General features: G+C 71.6%; 16 protein-coding genes. 8 read left to right on the top strand and 8 right to left on the bottom strand.

Features of this window, described 5'->3' with window-relative positions; all coding sequences use genetic code 11:
* The first annotated feature begins 520 nt into the window (after positions 1 to 520).
* Positions 521 to 976 carry a DUF485 domain-containing protein gene (locus OHS18_RS44025; protein ID WP_328442578.1) on the top strand — a complete coding sequence of 152 codons (456 nt, stop codon included), beginning with the start codon at positions 521 to 523 and terminating at the stop codon, positions 974 to 976.
* Positions 973 to 2,589, top strand: a complete 1,617-nt coding sequence (locus tag OHS18_RS44020; RefSeq protein WP_442875315.1) for a solute symporter family protein — start codon at positions 973 to 975, stop codon at positions 2,587 to 2,589. Before OHS18_RS44025 ends, OHS18_RS44020 begins: the two co-directional genes overlap by 4 nt.
* Positions 2,590 to 2,620: 31 nt before the next feature.
* Here OHS18_RS44020 and OHS18_RS44015 read toward each other — a convergent pair whose 3' ends face one another.
* Positions 2,621 to 3,187 (bottom strand): TetR/AcrR family transcriptional regulator, encoded by a 567-nt coding sequence (locus OHS18_RS44015; protein WP_328614794.1) that lies wholly within the window; start codon positions 3,185 to 3,187, stop codon positions 2,621 to 2,623.
* A 131-nt stretch (positions 3,188 to 3,318) separates the two neighbouring features.
* On the opposite strand from OHS18_RS44015, the gene OHS18_RS44010 reads away from it, so the two are divergent.
* Positions 3,319 to 4,752 (top strand): MFS transporter, encoded by a 1,434-nt coding sequence (locus OHS18_RS44010; RefSeq protein WP_328442583.1) that lies wholly within the window; start codon positions 3,319 to 3,321, stop codon positions 4,750 to 4,752.
* On the opposite strand, the gene OHS18_RS44005 is transcribed toward OHS18_RS44010, so the two are convergent.
* The 5 genes from OHS18_RS44005 to OHS18_RS43985 all read right to left on the bottom strand — a co-directional run bounded on the left by OHS18_RS44005 (position 4,730) and on the right by OHS18_RS43985 (position 7,778).
* The gene (locus tag OHS18_RS44005; protein ID WP_247063289.1) at positions 4,730 to 5,074 is read right to left on the bottom strand and encodes a DUF3817 domain-containing protein; all 345 of its coding nucleotides are present in this window, start codon (positions 5,072 to 5,074) and stop codon (positions 4,730 to 4,732) included. The two genes, OHS18_RS44010 and OHS18_RS44005, sit on opposite strands and share 23 nt — an antisense overlap.
* A 23-nt stretch (positions 5,075 to 5,097) precedes the next feature.
* Positions 5,098 to 5,493, bottom strand: coding sequence for a hypothetical protein (locus OHS18_RS44000; RefSeq protein WP_442874259.1), 396 nt, complete (start codon positions 5,491 to 5,493; stop codon positions 5,098 to 5,100).
* 244 nt (positions 5,494 to 5,737) lie between these two features.
* Positions 5,738 to 6,652, bottom strand: coding sequence for a lytic transglycosylase domain-containing protein (locus tag OHS18_RS43995; RefSeq protein WP_328614793.1), 915 nt, complete (start codon positions 6,650 to 6,652; stop codon positions 5,738 to 5,740).
* 124 nt (positions 6,653 to 6,776) lie between these two features.
* Positions 6,777 to 7,259: a helix-turn-helix transcriptional regulator gene (locus OHS18_RS43990; protein WP_328442587.1), complete on the bottom strand. Its 483-nt coding sequence runs from the start codon at positions 7,257 to 7,259 to the stop codon at positions 6,777 to 6,779.
* Between the two features lie 363 nt (positions 7,260 to 7,622).
* Positions 7,623 to 7,778 (bottom strand): hypothetical protein, encoded by a 156-nt coding sequence (locus OHS18_RS43985; RefSeq protein WP_162146248.1) that lies wholly within the window; start codon positions 7,776 to 7,778, stop codon positions 7,623 to 7,625.
* Between the two features lie 112 nt (positions 7,779 to 7,890).
* Between OHS18_RS43985 and OHS18_RS43980 the strand changes: the two genes are divergently transcribed.
* Positions 7,891 to 8,664 (top strand): crotonase/enoyl-CoA hydratase family protein, encoded by a 774-nt coding sequence (locus OHS18_RS43980; RefSeq protein ID WP_328614792.1) that lies wholly within the window; start codon positions 7,891 to 7,893, stop codon positions 8,662 to 8,664.
* 92 nt (positions 8,665 to 8,756) lie between these two features.
* Positions 8,757 to 9,287 carry a GNAT family N-acetyltransferase gene (locus OHS18_RS43975; RefSeq protein ID WP_328614791.1) on the top strand — a complete coding sequence of 177 codons (531 nt, stop codon included), beginning with the start codon at positions 8,757 to 8,759 and terminating at the stop codon, positions 9,285 to 9,287.
* On the opposite strand, the gene OHS18_RS43970 is transcribed toward OHS18_RS43975, so the two are convergent.
* Together OHS18_RS43970 and OHS18_RS43965 are read right to left on the bottom strand one after the other, a co-directional pair.
* A complete protein-coding gene (locus tag OHS18_RS43970; RefSeq protein ID WP_328442593.1) occupies positions 9,284 to 10,420 on the bottom strand; it encodes a CaiB/BaiF CoA transferase family protein in 1,137 nt (378 codons plus the stop codon). The two genes, OHS18_RS43975 and OHS18_RS43970, sit on opposite strands and share 4 nt — an antisense overlap.
* Positions 10,421 to 10,433: 13 nt before the next feature.
* Positions 10,434 to 11,585 carry an acyl-CoA dehydrogenase family protein gene (locus OHS18_RS43965; protein WP_328614790.1) on the bottom strand — a complete coding sequence of 384 codons (1,152 nt, stop codon included), beginning with the start codon at positions 11,583 to 11,585 and terminating at the stop codon, positions 10,434 to 10,436.
* Between the two features lie 108 nt (positions 11,586 to 11,693).
* Between OHS18_RS43965 and OHS18_RS43960 the strand changes: the two genes are divergently transcribed.
* The 3 genes from OHS18_RS43960 to OHS18_RS43950 all read left to right on the top strand — a co-directional run bounded on the left by OHS18_RS43960 (position 11,694) and on the right by OHS18_RS43950 (position 15,128).
* Positions 11,694 to 12,311 carry a TetR/AcrR family transcriptional regulator gene (locus tag OHS18_RS43960; RefSeq protein WP_328614789.1) on the top strand — a complete coding sequence of 206 codons (618 nt, stop codon included), beginning with the start codon at positions 11,694 to 11,696 and terminating at the stop codon, positions 12,309 to 12,311.
* Positions 12,312 to 12,392: 81 nt separating this feature from the next.
* On the top strand, positions 12,393 to 13,424 hold the full coding sequence (locus OHS18_RS43955) for a hypothetical protein (RefSeq protein WP_328614788.1): 1,032 nt from the start codon (positions 12,393 to 12,395) through the stop codon (positions 13,422 to 13,424).
* A 93-nt stretch (positions 13,425 to 13,517) separates the two neighbouring features.
* A complete protein-coding gene (locus OHS18_RS43950) occupies positions 13,518 to 15,128 on the top strand; it encodes a succinic semialdehyde dehydrogenase (protein ID WP_328614787.1) in 1,611 nt (536 codons plus the stop codon).
* The last annotated feature ends 8 nt before the right edge of the window (positions 15,129 to 15,136 follow it).

The raw sequence follows: 15,136 nt of genomic DNA, 5'->3' as shown, positions 1-15,136 counted from the left end.
TAAGATCCCTCGGACGATCTACACTCCGTACCCCCATCGGGTGGGTCAAGTCTCAATGTGTGCCCGATGTTGTGGCATTCTCGCCGACCGTCGCCCGACCTGGTGATTCCATTCGGGAGCCCCACTGACCAGTGGATCTCCCCCGCCACGCCCGCACCAGGGTGACCCTCTCCGAGGCGACCCCGGACCACCGTGGCTACTCCTGGTGACACATCTGGACGACTGTCCAGGACGGTTAGCCCGTTTGCCACAGCTACCGAGAAGTACGACAGCGCGGTGTCACAATTCTTTCCTCATTGTGGGTAACCCGTCCGCGAACTCGCTGAAGTCCGGGTTTCGACATTTTCGACAAGAAAACGAATTCCGCGCCGCGGGGACCGCAAACGAACCGGCCGCCTTTCCGGGTGGCCGGGCGGCGTAGTTACGATGTGCGCCTCGCAGTCCGCAAGGGCGGCCCGGCGCCCGGCCAGCAGGCGCTCGTAGCCCCGCCGCCACGGAGGCAATCTGCCGGAGGCAATCCATGTACGACGTCGCGCGCCCCGCGACGGGCAACGCCCTGGAGGAGACCGGCCAGATGCCGGCCCTGTTCGCCGGGGATCACCCGTCCGATGGCCGGCACGGCCACCAAGGCCAGCACCGCAAGCCCCGCCCCCGCTCGGGTCCCGACTACGCCGGGATCCAGGCCGGCCGCGAGTTCACCGCTCTGCGCCGCCGGTTCCGCGGGTTCGTCTTCCCGATGAGCCTGGCCTTCTTCGCCTGGTACATGACCTACGTGCTCCTCGCCGCCTACGCGCACGACTTCATGAGCACCAAGGTGTTCGGCCAGGTCAACGTCGGCATCCTGCTCGGCATCGGCCAGTTCGCCAGCACGGCGCTGGTCACGTGGCTCTACCTGCGCTACGCGCGCACCCAGCTCGACCCGCGGGTGGCCGAGCTGAGGGCCCGCGAGGGCCTGACCGAAGGGACCCCCCGATGACGGCCCCGATGACACCGACGACACCGGCCGTGCTCGCCGCGGGTGTGCCCGCCAGCGACCCGATCGTCAACACCGCCGTGTTCGCGCTGTTCGTGGCGATCACGCTGTACGTCGTCTACCGGGCCAGCTCCCGGAACTCCTCGACGTCGGACTACTACGCCGCGGGTAGCGCGTTCACCGGCCGCCAGAACGGCATCGCACTCTCCGGCGACTTCCTGTCGGCGGCGTCGTTCCTCGGCATCGCGGGCGCCATCGCGATCCACGGCTACGACGGCTTCCTCTACTCGATCGGCTTCCTCGTCGCGTGGCTGGTGGACCTGCTGCTGATCGCGGAACTGCTGCGCAACACCGGCCGGTTCACGATGGGCGACGTCCTGAGCTTCCGGATGAAGCAGCGCCCGGTCCGCGCCGCGGCGGCGACGTCGACCCTGGTCATCTCGTTCTTCTACATGCTCGCGCAGATGGCGGGCGCCGGCGGCCTGGTGGCGCTGCTGCTGAACGTGCACTCCAAGCTCGGCCAGGCGCTGGTGATCGGCGTCGTCGGCCTGATCATGGTGTTGTACGTGCTGGTCGGCGGGATGAAGGGCACCACATGGGTGCAGATCATCAAGGCGACCATCCTGCTGGTGTGCGGCGTGCTGCTGACCGTGTTCCTGTTCGGCAAGTTCGGCTTCGGGTTCTCGAACCTGCTGTCCTCGGCGGCCGAGAACAGCCCGCTCGGCGACAAGCTGCTCGAGCCGGGCGGCTCGTACGGCAAGAACGGCACCACCAAGCTCGACTTCGTGTCGCTGGCGCTGGCCCTGGTGCTCGGCGCGGCGGCCCTGCCGCACGTGCTGATGCGCTTCTACACGGTGCCGAACTCCCGCGAAGCGCGGCGAAGCGTCGTCTGGGCGACAGCCTGCATGTTCGTGTTCTACCTGTGCACGCTGGTGATCGGCTTCGGCGCGGCCGCGCTGGTCGGCGCGGACGAGATCAAGGGCGCCCCCGGCGGCGAGAACTCGGCGGCGCCGCTGCTGGCCCTGCACGTCGGCGGGACGCTGCTGCTCGGCATCATCGCCGCGGTCGCGTTCGCGACGATCCTGGCCGTGGTCGCCGGGCTGACGATCACCGCGTCGGCCTCGTTCGCCCACGACGTCTACGCCAACATCTTCAAGCGCGGCAAGGCCGAACCGGCCGACGAGGTCCGGGTGGCCCGGCTGACCGCGATCGTGGTCGGCGCGCTGGCCATCGTCGGCGGGGTGCTCGCCAACGGGCAGAACATCGCGTTCCTGGTCGCCCTGGCCTTCGCGGTCGCGGCGTCGGCGAACCTGTCGACGTTGCTGTTCTCGTTGTTCTGGAAGCGGTTCAACACGACCGGCACGCTGTGGGGCATCTACGGCGGCCTGATCGCGTGCCTGCTCCTGGTGGTCTTCTCCCCGGTCGTGTCGGGTGCCCCCGACTCGATCATCAAGGGCGTCGACTTCGCCTGGTTCCCGCTGAAGAACCCGGGCCTGATCTCGATCCCGTTCTCGTTCCTCTGCGGCATCGTCGGCACGCTCATCGGCAAGCCGAAGGCGGACGTCGAGAAGCACGCCGAGATGGAAGTCCGGTCCCTGACCGGCATCGGCAGCTAGCCCCCCCGAAGAAGGCTCCGGACGGCCTGCGTCACGCGCGCAGGCCGTCCAGGATCACGCTCAGCACCAGCTTTCCCTCGGCCGGGCTGCAGTTGCGCACGGCCATACCGGCGCCGTGGCCCAGCCGCAGGACGTCGGCGCCGGTGACGTCCGCGCGCACGAGACCGGCGGCCTGCGCCGCGTCGACGAGCACCCCGGTCGCCCCGCGCAGCCGTTTCTGGCAGTACTGGAACGTCTCGGACCCGGAGTCGATCGACTCCTTGAGGATCGCGGCCAGCTTGTGCCGCTCGACGACCCAGGTGACCTGCTCCCCCAGCCAGGCTTCGAGGGCCTCCCACGGCGGCAGCTCGTCGTGCAGGACGAGCGCCCGGTCGGCCAGCAGGCCGATCTCGTCGCGGTAGACGGTCTCGATCAGCTTCTCCCTCGTCGGGAAGTGCCGGTACAACGTGCCCGCGCCGACACCGGCCGTCTTCGCGATGTCGTCCAGCGGGACGTCGGCGCCGTGCTCGGCGAACAGGTCCTTGGCCGTCGCCACGATGCGCTCGTAGTTACGCCGCGCGTCCGCGCGCATCGGGCGCTCCGCGTCGTCCCTCGGCATCCCGGCCTCCTCGCCCTTAACCGGAGAGATTCTCCGAATTCGCTTGCGCATCCGGAGACGCTCTCCATATTATCGCGTCAGACAAGCGGAGAAAGTCTCCGCTTCTGGTGTGCTCCTAGGGGGAGTATCTCTTGTCCCAGCAAACGGTCCCGCGGACGACCGCGCCCGCACCGGCCCGCCGCGGCGGGCTGGTCCTCGCGATCATCCTGACCTGCCAGCTCATGCTCGTCCTCGACGCGACGGTGATGAACGTCGCGCTCCCGCGCATCCAGTCCGACCTGGGGTTCTCCGCCACCGGCCTGTCCTGGGTGATGACCGCCTACAGCCTGGTCTTCGGTGGCCTGCTCCTGCTCGGCGGCCGCGCCGGCGACCTGTTCGGCCGGCGCCGGATGTTCGTCGCCGGCACCGCCGTGTTCACCCTCGCCTCGCTCGCCGGCGGCCTGGCCGGCTCGGCCGAACTGCTCATCGCGGCCCGCGTCCTGCAGGGCGTCGGCGCCGCGATGGCGGGCCCGAGCACCCTGGCACTGGTCACGACGACGTTCACCGAGACCCAAGCCCGCGTCCGGGCCCTGGCGCTGTTCTCCGCGATGTCCAGCGGCGGGTTCGCCCTCGGCCTGATCGTCGGCGGCCTGCTCACCGAGTGGATCTCGTGGCGCGCGGCGCTGTTCATCAACGTGCCGTTCGGCCTGGCGATCGTGCTGCTCGCGCCGCGGTTCGTGCCCGAACCGGCGCGCCGTCCCGCGCGCCTCGACCTGCCCGGCGCGATCACCGGCACCCTCGGCGTCGGCGCGCTCGTGTTCGCCTTCACCCACGCCGCGTCCGACGGCTGGGGCAACCCGGTGACGCTCGGCTCGCTCGCCGCCGGCCTGGTCCTGCTGGCCGGGTTCGTCACCATCGAAGCCCGTACGGCGCTGCCGCTCGTCCCGCTCCGGCTGTTCGCCGACCGCAACCGCAGCGCGGCCTACGTCAACTTCTTCCTCGGGCCGATGGCGATGATGTCGATGTTCTTCTTCCTCACCCAGTTCATGCAGGACATCCGGCACTTCGCCGCGCTGGCCACCGGGTTCGCGTTCCTGCCGATGGCGGCCCTGATCTTCACGATGAGCCGGCTGGTGCCGCGGCTGCTCCCCCGCTACGGCCCGAAGCCCCTCGCCGTCACCGGGTCGCTGCTGATGGTCGCCGGGGCCGGCTGGCTCGCGCTGCTCACCACCGGCAGCGCGTACTTCCCGGCCCTGCTCGGGCCGCTGCTGCTGATGGGACTCGGCGGCGGGCTGGGGTTCGCGCCGCTCAACGTGATCGTGATGGCCACCGTGCCCGCCGAGGACGCCGGGGCCGCGGGCGGCGTGCTGCAGACCATGCAGCAGGTCGGCAGCACGCTCGGGCTCGGCATCCTGATCACGGTGTTCGGCTCGGCCACCCGCACGGCGGCCGCGGCGGGCACGACCGGGGCGCAGCTCACGGTCGACGGCATGACCGCGGCGTTCGCCACGGCCGCGGCGCTCGCGGCCGGGACGTTCCTGGTGGCGCTGACGTTCCGGCGGGTTACAGCTTCTGCCCGGCCTTGACCTTGTGCGTCACCTTGCGCTCGACGAGGAACGAGACGAACGGGACGCAGCCGGCCAGCAGCACCAGCACGGTGCCCTTGATCGACCAGCGGGCCTTGATGGCCAGGTCGATGGTCAGCACCAGGTAGATCATGTAGAGCACGCCGTGGATCGGCGAGTACACCGCGGACGGCGTCGGGTTGTCGAAGCCGTAGCGCAGCACCATCACGAAGCACAGGCCGAGCAGGCCGACGCCGGTGACGTAGGCGGCGGTGCGGAACCGGACCAGGGGGCCGGTGAGCGGGACCGCGGTCTGCGCGGCGCCGTCGGTGCGGGTGGTCATCGGGACGTCCTCACTTTGCGGCCTCACTCTGCGGCCTGCTGGTCGCGGGCGTTCAGCTCGCGCAGGTAACGGTTGTACGCGGCCAGCTCCTCGTCCTCGTCCGTGTCGTACGACGTCTGCACGCCGGGACGGGGACGAGGGGCGGGCACTTCGGCGACCGGGGCCGGTTCGGGGGCCGGTTCGGCCGCGGCCTTCTGCCGCAGCTGCCGGATCCGCCAGAACATGAACGCCGGGAACAGCCCGAACAACGGCCACTGCAGGACGTAACCGAGGTTCTGGAAGGTGCCGTTCGCCGAGGTGAACCGGTCCCACTGCCACCAGGCGAGTCCGCAGCAGATCAGCAGGCTCACCAGGCACGTCGCGACGATCGCGAGCCGGCGGCCCCAGAGGGACCCCGCCGGCGGAGGGGATGCTGGCACGAAGCCCAAGCTAGCACTGGCCCGCGATCGGCCGGCGCCCGACCGCACCCGGCGTGGCCAGGCTCTCACGCAGGTCGCGGACCCTTTACCGCCGGTTGACCAGCCGGCCGAACCCCGGCCCCCGCCCTCTCCTCGGGGGGCGTCCCCAGTCCAGTTTACCGGCCGCTGCCGGCGATCCCCGGATTCGCGGGCGATCCGGCACGAGTTGTCCACATTCGGCCTCGCCTGTGGAACGTCCGCGTCGTCAGCCTTGCTTGCGCACCGACTGGGCGGCCTTGGCGTACCCGTCGGCCAGGCCGAAGACCTTCTGCGCGTACTCGGTCGAGTTGTTGTAGGACAGGATGCCCGCCCACCAGCCCGACGGGCTCTGCATGTCGCGTCCGCCCGCGCACAGGTAACGGGCGGCGGCCAACGCGGCGTCGTCGATCTGCTGCGGGTCGCCGAGGCCGTCGCCGTTGCCGTCGGACGCCCACTTGCGCCACGTGCCCGGGATGAACTGCATCGGCCCGACCGCGCGGTCGACGCCCGCGTCGCCGTCGTAGCGGCCGCCGTCGGTGTCGCCGATGGCCTGGACGCCCGACGAACCGTCGAGCGGGACGCCGATGATCGGCTTGGACGGCCGCCCGTCCGCGCCGAGGACGGCGCCGGAGTACTGGCCGTGGTTCGACTCGATGCGGCCGATGCCGGCGAGCGTCGCCCACGAGATCTTGCAGTTCGGCTGGCTCGCGCGCATCGCCAGCTCGGCGTTGCCGTAGGCCGCCAAGGCCCGCGCCGGGACGCCGCTGGCCCCGGCGACCTGGCTCGCCCACTGCGAGAGCGTCGCCGGGCCGGTCGTGCTGCGGGACTGGGCCTGCTGGGGAGCCGTCTGCTGGTCGGCGCCGCCCGCGACGGCGCCGCCGGCCGGGGCGACCGACCCCGGGCGGACGTCGGCCGCCTTGACCTGCAGGGCGGGGATCTCGGTGGTGGTCGGGCTCGCCTCGGGCGTCGAAGCGCGCGTGACGAGCCAGACGCCGCCACCGGCGACGGCCAGCACGACGAGGACCACGATCAGCCGGGTGAGGACGGCGACGCCCGCGGAGCGCGGTGCCGGGGCGGCGGAGGCGGGCTCGTCGACGGAGTCGATCGGGTCGTCCTCGGTCCTTCCGGTACTCGTGCGCACGAAACTCCGGTCCTCCAGCGTGGTTGTCGACGATGAGTCAACGAGCCCGCGCAGGTTAGCGTTACGCGGGCCGTCGAGATCGTCTCACCACACCGGTTCACCCGGCCGAGTGAAGACCGTCGCGTCAGGCGGACTTCTGCTGACGCGCTAGGCGCGCCACGCACCAGGCCGGGGCGCTGCCGCGGCGCAGGTGCTGCAGGACCGTCATCGGGCCGAGACGACGGCTGAGGTCCGACGGCGAGAGTCCCGCCGCGCGGTAGTCGAGGGCCCGCTGGTCGAGCGGGCTGATGCCGGCGTCCCACCACTCCTCGGCCTCGGCGACGCCGCCGACCATCTGCCACCAGCCCGCGGCGGCCGTGAGAAGCTCTTCGGGCACTTCCGGCAGCCTGCGGCGCATCGCGTCGAGGTAACCGGGGTCGGCCGCTTCGACCTGGGCCCAGCGGGCGGAACCCGACCGGGCGCGCTGGCCGGGGATGCCCGGGGCGGGTGCAGGGGCGTCGGCCAGCCACGCGGATGCGATGCGGTCGACCTCCTGCTCCTCGGGGGTCTGCTCGCGCTCGGCGGCCCACTGCCGGATCAACGCGTCCACTCCGGGATCTCCGGTCATCCCTGCCTCCTCATAGGTCCCCGACGGACAGGTCCTGACACCTGTCCCACGCGGCTGTGCCGCACGCACCCAAGTGCACCTTGCTGAGTGGAAACTGCCTGCGTACCGGGGTTCCCGAGGGGTTCGGAGTACCACCTGATCACGCAATGTGAGCACCGTAGGGCCGGGGTGGTCTCCTTCGCCAGACCCCGGCAGGCACGAATTCGCCGACCTGCGCGTTTTCAGTCGCAATCCACCCGGATGGTCGAGCGTAGAGCCCGAAATCTGGGATTCGTGACGCTGAGTGATTTACCGTCCGATAACACGTGCGGTGACCACCGAGACCGCCCGAATGCGGCGCCGATTCACGAGACCGGCGCAGGATCAGGAAAAAAGCGTCCGGAAAAAGGTGACGATCGCCTCGGCGCCGTCCTTCAGCCACCCGAGGACGCGGTGGACGAAATCGGCGGACTGGGTGGGCTGGGTGATGAGGAAGAACAGCACGAGCGCGACCACACCCACGATGAGGATCTTCTTCACGCCGCTCGACATCTGCTTCCTCCCGGCTCGCCGCCCCGTCCGGGAGTGGCAGGCTCCCTACTCTAGGAGAGGCTTGCCCAGAAGACACCACGATCACCCCCAGGGAGCCCCGATGACGCGCAACGTGCTGGTCGAGCGGGACGGCGCCGTGACGACGATCACCCTCGACCGGCCCGCCGCCCGCAACGCCGTCGACGGCCCCACGGCGGCCGAGCTGGCCGACGCCTTCCGCGCGTTCGACGCCGACCCCGAGGCCGCGGTCGCGGTGCTGACCGGCGCGGGCGGCGCGTTCTGCGCCGGCGCCGACCTCAAGGCCATCGGCACCGACCGGATGAACCGCACGCACCCGGACGGGGACGGCCCGATGGGCCCGACCCGGATGACGCTCGGCAAGCCGGTGATCGCGGCCGTCCACGGGGCCGCCGTCGCGGGCGGCCTCGAGCTGGCGCTGTGGTGTGACCTGCGGGTCGCGGACGCCACCGCGGTGTTCGGCGTCTTCTGCCGCCGCTGGGGCGTCCCGCTGATCGACGGCGGCACCGTCCGGCTGCCGCGGCTGATCGGCCAGTCCCGGGCGATGGACCTGATCCTGACCGGACGGCCGGTCGACGCCACCGAGGCGCTGGCCATCGGGCTGGCGAACCGCCTGGTCCCGGCGGGTGAAGCGGTGTCGGCGGCGCAGGAGCTGGCCCGGCAGCTCGCGGAGTTCCCCCAGACCTGCCTGCGCGGCGACCGCGCGGCGGCGCTCGGGCAGTGGGGCCTGAGCGAGGCGGACGCGCTGGCCGCGGAGTTCGGCGCGGCGATGGGCACGGGTGTCCTCGCGGCCGAAGCGGTCGACGGCGCGGCCAAGTTCAGCGGCGGCGCGGGCCGCCACGGCAGCTTCGGCTGAGCTGATACCCGCTCTGTCACCGGGCGTGCCTCCACCGGGTGGATCCCGGGCTGTCGCGGCGAATCCGGGCGAGTGGCCGATAGGGTCGGCTGATGGACGAGGACGTCAGCAGAGTCGTGCTCCGGCCGGTCGCGGAGTCCGATCTCGACCTGCTGGAGCAGCTGACCAACGACCCCGTCGCGGCGGGCGCGCACCAGTGGTTCGGCTGGCACGACCCGGGTTTCCTGCGCCGCCGCTGGCGCGAGACCGGGATGCTGACCGCCGACAGCGGGATGCTCGTGCCGACGCTCGGCGGGCGGCTGCTGGGCCTCGTCTCGTGGCACCGCAGCCGCACCGGGCCGACGTCGTACTGCTGGAACATCGGGCTGGTGCTGGCCCCCGAGGCGCGCGGCCACGGCCACGGCACGGACGCCCAGCGCCTGCTCGTCGAATACCTCTTCGCGCACACGCAGCTCAACCGCGTCGAAGCGACGACCGAGGTCGACAACCGCGCCGAACAGCGGGCGCTCGAGAAGGCCGGCTTCACGCGCGAAGGAGTCCTTCGCGGCTACGGCTTCCGAGACGGCCGGTGGCGCGACAACATCGTCTACTCGGTCGTGCGCTCCGATCTCGTGCTGGGCTAGACGATCGCGCCGGCCTCCCGCAGTGCTCCCAGCTCCGTGACGCCCAGCTCCGCCAGCACCGCTTCCGTGTCGGATCCCTTGGTGCGCGGGGCTTCCGGCGTTTCCGGCGGGGTCCGGTCGAAGCGTGGCGCCGGGGCCGGCTGGACCAGGCCGCCGATCTCGACGAAGGTGCCGCGGGCCGCGTTGTGCGGGTGGCCCGCCGCTTCCTGCGGCGACAGCACCGGCGTCAGGCAGGCGTCGGTGCCTTCGGCGCGGGCGACCAGGTCGTCACGCGTGTGCTTGGCGATCGCCTCCGCGACGATCTCGCGCAGCTTCGGCCACTGCGTCTTGTCCACGTGCAGCGGCAGCTCGGCCGGGTCGAGGTCGAGGACCTTGACGAGGTCGCCCCAGAACCGCATCTCGATCGCGCCGACGGCGACGTACTTGCCGTCCGCGGTCTCGTAGGTGTCGTAGAACGGGGCGCCGCCGTCGAGCATGTTGTCCCCGCGGCCGCCGCCCCAGAGCCCGGCCGCCGCCATGCCGTGCAGGCTGGTGGTGAGCAGCGCGGCGCCGTCGACCATGGACGCGTCGACGACCTGGCCCTTGCCGGACGTGTTCCGCTCGTAGAGCGCGGCGAGGACGCCCATCGCCAGCAGCAGCCCGCCGCCGCCGAAGTCGCCGACGAGGTTGAGCGGCGGCACCGGCCGCTCCCCCGCCCGCCCGATCGGTTCGAGCGCGCCGGCGATACCGATGTAGTTGATGTCGTGCCCGGCCGCCGTGGCGAGCGGGCCGTCCTGGCCCCAGCCGGTCATCCGGCCGTAGACCAGCCGCGGGTTGCGGGCGTGCACGACGTCCGGGCCCAGCCCGACCCGCTCGGCGACCCCGGGGCGGAAGCCCTCGATGAGGACGTCGGCCGTGTCGCACAGCTTCAGCACCAGCTCGACGCCCTCGGGCGTCTTGGTGTTGATGCCGACGGTCCGGCGGCCGCGGGCCAGCGGGTCGACCGGCAGGCCGAGCACGTCCTCCCCCGGCGTCGCGCGGTCCACGCGGACGACGTCGGCGCCGAGGTCGGCGAGGATCATCGTGGCGAACGGCCCGGGCGCGAGCCCGGCCAGTTCGACCACCTTCAGGCCGCTGAGCGGACCTGCCTTCATAGCGTGGTTCCTTTCAGAGCGACCGGGAGATGATTTCCTTCATGATCTCGCTGGTACCACCGAAGATCCGGGAGATCCGGACGTCGGCCCAGGCACGCGCGATCGGGTACTCGGACATGTAGCCGTAGCCGCCGAAGAGCTGTACGCAGTCGTCGATCACCTTGTTGACGCGCTCGGTGGTCCACAGCTTCGCCATCGCCGCGCCCTGGACGTCGAGCTCGCCCTTGAGGTGCCGTTCGATGCACTGGTCCAGGAACGCCCGCGCGACGGCGGCTTCGGTGGCGGCCTCGGCGAGCTTGAACTTGGTGTTCTGGAAGGAGAAGATCGGCCGGCCGAACGCCGTGCGCTCCTTCGTGTACTCGAGGGTGAGGTCGACCGCCGCCTCCAGCCCGGCCACCGCGGTGACGGCGATGATCAGCCGTTCCTGCGGCAGCTGCAGCATCAGCTGGATGAAGCCCTGGCCTTCGGCGTCGCCGAGCAGGTTGGCCGCGGGCACGCGGACGTCGTCGAAGAACAGCTCGGCGGTGTCCTGGCCTTTGAGCCCGACCTTGTCGAGCACGCGGCCGCGGCGGAAGCCCGGTGTGTCGGTCTCGACGGCGATCAGCGAGACGCCCTGGGCGCCGGCGTCCGGGTCGGTCTTCACCGCGACGACGACGAGATCGGCGTGGAAACCGTTGGTGATGAAGGTCTTCGCGCCGTTGATGACGTAGTGGTCGCCGTCGCGCACCGCGCGGGTCTTGATGCCCTGCAGGTCCGAGCCGGTGCCCGGTTCGGTCATCGCGATCGCGCCGACCATCTCGCCGCTGGCCATCTTCGGCAGCCACTCGCGCTTCTTCTCTTCGGCGGCGTATGCGCTCAGGTAGTGCGCGACGATTCCGTTGTGGACGGTCACACCCCACGCGCTGTCACCGGAGCGGGCCTGCTCCTCGTAGAGCACGGCCTCGTGCGCGAACGTGCCGCCACCGCCGCCGTACTCCTCGGGGATGGACAGGCAGAGCAGGCCGACCTCGCCGGCCTTGTTCCACAGCTCGCGGTCGACCTTCTTCTCCGCCGCCCAGCGCTCCTGGTGCGGGACCAGCTCCTTCTGCATGAACGACCGCGAGAGCTCGCGGAGGTCTTCGAGCTCGGTCGTGCTCCAGGAGCTCTTCGGGAGTTTCAGCGGCACGGGGGACCCTCCTGCGGGACGAGTGCTGGAAAACATGACGCGCAGCATGTAAGTTCTCTACGGAATGTACATCCGTTCAGGCCGGTAGGTAAAGCAGGGGAGGCCGGAGTGACCGAGACGGGTCACCGCACCCAGGCGCAGCGGCGGGAGCAGACCCGCACCGCGCTGCTCGACGCCACCATCGACTGCCTGGTCGAGGTCGGCTACGCCCGGACGTCGGTCCAGGAGATCTGCGCCCGCGCGGGCGTGTCGAAGGGCGCGGTGCAGCACCACTTCACCGCGAAGGCCGAGCTGATGGCGGCCGCCGTCGAGCACCTCACGAACCGGCTGCGGAGCCAGCTGGCGGCGTCGCTGGACCGGCTGCCCAGCGGCGGCACCGGTGTCGCCGCCGCGATCGACCTGCTCTGGACCGGCTACTCCGGCACGCTCTCGACCGCCGTCACCGAACTGTGGGTCGCCGCCCGCACCGACCCCGAGCTGCGCGCGGCGATCCGGCCGGTCGACCGCGCGCTTGGGCGCGCCACCCTCGAGCACGTCACCCAGGTCGCCGGCGACCTCCCGCCCGAACGCGCGGAGATGCTGTTCTGGCTCACCGTGAACCTGACCCGCGGCCTGGCGCTGGACGCCGAACTCGGCGGCGACCCGAAGCGGCGCCGTCAGCTCCTGGAGGAGTGGAAGCGGATCGCCGTCTTGCTCTACCAGGACGCCGCCACTGCGCCGACCTGACCAGCGCGGCGCACCAGTGTCACTTCGCCCCTTATCCCGCAGGCGGATTCGTGGTCCAATCCCCGCAAAGAGGGAGATTTGATGACCACCAGCGCGCCGCCGCCGTACCCTCCGCAGCCGTATCCGTACGGCCCGCCCCCGATGCAGCCGCCGCGGCCGCAGGCCGCCGATCCCGGCGCGCTCTTCCGGCTGGTCGCCGGGTTGTTCGGCGCCCTCGCCGCGATCCTCGTGCTGGTCGGGTCGTTCCTGCCGCAGACGACGTTCGAGCAGATCGTCGGCGGCAAGACCGAGAGCAGCCAGACGATCAGCGCGTGGTCGCGGTCCTTCGACGTCGACCCCAGCCCCGAAGCGGCGAAGTTCTACGAGAGCACCCACGTCGCGCACTACGGCATCCCGCTCTCCGTCGGCGCGGTGATCCTGCTGGCCGGCGCCGTGCTGGCGATCCTCGGCCTCCGGCGGTCGGCGGGTGCCGGCACGCGGTCGGGCGCGCGGACGGCGTTGCTCGTCGGCGGCGCCGGCGTGGCCGCGGCGGTGTGGATGCTCGGCATGGACGTCTCGGCGACGCTGAGCTACGAGTCCAACGACGACTCGATCACGTCGCACTACACGACCGGGACCGGGTTCTGGCTGCTGCTCGGCGGCGGGGTGCTCGCGGTGGTCGTGCTGGCGTTCGCCCTGCTGGCCGGCCGGCGCGCGACGGCACCCGCCGGTCCGCCGGCAAACCTGCACGGCGGGCCGGGGTATCCGCAGCAGCAGTCGCGGCCGTACCCGGCCGGGCCGCAGCAGTCCGGCGGCTACCCGGGTTCGTCGCCGTACCCGGGCCAGCAGCCCTACGGCGGCCAGCAGCCTTACGGCGGGCCGCCGTCGCAGCCGTTCCCCGCGCAGGGCCCGCCGTCCCAGCCGTTCCCCGCGCAAGGCTCGCCGTCCCAGCCGTTCCCCGGGCAGGCCCCGCCGTCACAGCCGTTCCCGTCACAGCCGTTCCCGGCCCAGCCGCCCGCCGACGCCTACGAGGCGACGCAGGCCCAGCCGCACCCGGACGAGCCGCCCGCGGCGACGGCGTCACCGACCGAGCCGACCTACCAGCTCCCGCCCCTGAACCCGCCCAAAACGTGAAATAGATTCACATCGAGCTGGACACCTGACGTACCGACGGTATGCTGTACTCGTCGGTAACCCCTGCGCGTCGCCGCGCGGAACGGAGACGTCATGACCAGCACGACCCCCGCGAACCCGGTCCACGACACCGCCCTCCCGCCGACCGTCGGCGGGATCGCCGGTGCGCCGAGCGCCGCCCGGGCGGCCCAGCTCGTCGCCCGGGTGGCCGGCGGCGCGGACTCGGCCCCGATCCGGATGGCCGCGCCGTTCACCGGGCAGCCGATCGCGACCCTGCCCCAGGCCACCGACGCCGACGCCCGCGCGGTGTTCGCCGACGCGCGGATCGCGCAGCGGGCGTGGGCGGAACACTCCCCCGCCGAGCGCGCCCGCGTGCTCACCCGGCTGCACGACCTGGTGCTCGCCCGGCAGGACGAGGTCCTCGACCTGGTCCAGGTCGAGGCGGGCAAGGCCCGGCTCGACGCGTTCGACGAGGTCAGCGCGACCGCCCTGGTCGCGGCCTACTACGGCAAGCACGCGGCGAAGATCCTCGCCCCGCGCCGCGTCGCCGGCGTCATCCCCGGCCTGACCCGCGCCGGTGAGCTGCGGCATCCGAAGGGCGTCGTCGGCGTCATCTCGCCGTGGAACTACCCCCTCGCGCTCACGGCGATGGACGTCTTCCCGGCGCTCGCGGCCGGCAACGCCGTCGTCCAGAAGCCGGACAACCAGACCGCGCTTTCGGCGCTGTGGCTGCACGAGCTCGCCGAGGAGGCCGGGCTGCCGGCCGGGACCTGGCAGATCGTGCTCGGCCGCGGTTCGAAGATCGGCACCGCGCTGGTCGAGGAGTCGGACTACCTGTGCTTCACCGGGTCCACGCCGACCGGCAAGGAGCTGGCCGGGCAGGTGGCGAAGCGGCTGACGTCGTACTCGCTCGAGCTCGGCGGCAAGAACCCGATGATCGTGCTGCCCGACGCCGACGTCGCGAAGGCCGCGACCGGCGCGGTGACCGCGTGCTTCTCCTCGGCCGGGCAGCTGTGCGTGTCGGTCGAGCGGATCTACGTCCACGAGTCCATCCGCGAGGAGTTCACCCGGGCGTTCGTCGCGCGCACCGCCGCCGTGAAGCTCGGCGGCGCGCTGGACTACCAGGCCCAGATGGGCTCCCTGACGTCCGAGGACCAGCTCAAGACGGTGTCCGCGCACGTCGACGACGCCCGCGCGAAGGGCGCTTCCGTGCTCACCGGCGGACGCGCCCGGCCGGACCTCGGCCCGCTGTTCTACGAGCCGACCGTCCTTTCCGGAGTCACCGAAGAGATGGTCCCGTTCGCGGAGGAGACGTTCGGGCCGGTCGTCTCGATCTACGGCTACACCGACGTCACCGAGGCCATCGACCGCGCCAACGACACGGCGTTCGGGCTCAACGCCAGCGTCTGGTCGCGCAACGGCCACGCGGGCTGGGAGGTCGCGGCCCGGCTCAAGGCGGGCACGGTCAACGTCAACGAGGGCTACGCGGCGACGTTCGGCAGCGTCGGCGTCCCGATGGGCGGCATGAAGGACTCGGGCGTCGGCCGCCGCAACGGCGCCGAAGGCCTGCTGAAGTACACCGAATCCCAGTCGATCGCGCTCCAGCGCGGCCTGGCCCTGCGCCCGCCGCGCGGAGTCTCGGGTTCGCTGTGGTCCCGGGGCATGACCCTGGGCCTGAAAGCCCTCCGCCGCCTCCCTCGCTGACCCGATCG

The sequence above is a fragment of the Amycolatopsis sp. NBC_00355 genome (assembly GCF_036104975.1).
Lineage (GTDB): Bacteria > Actinomycetota > Actinomycetes > Mycobacteriales > Pseudonocardiaceae > Amycolatopsis.
This window is presented reverse-complemented; position numbering and strand designations above follow the sequence as displayed.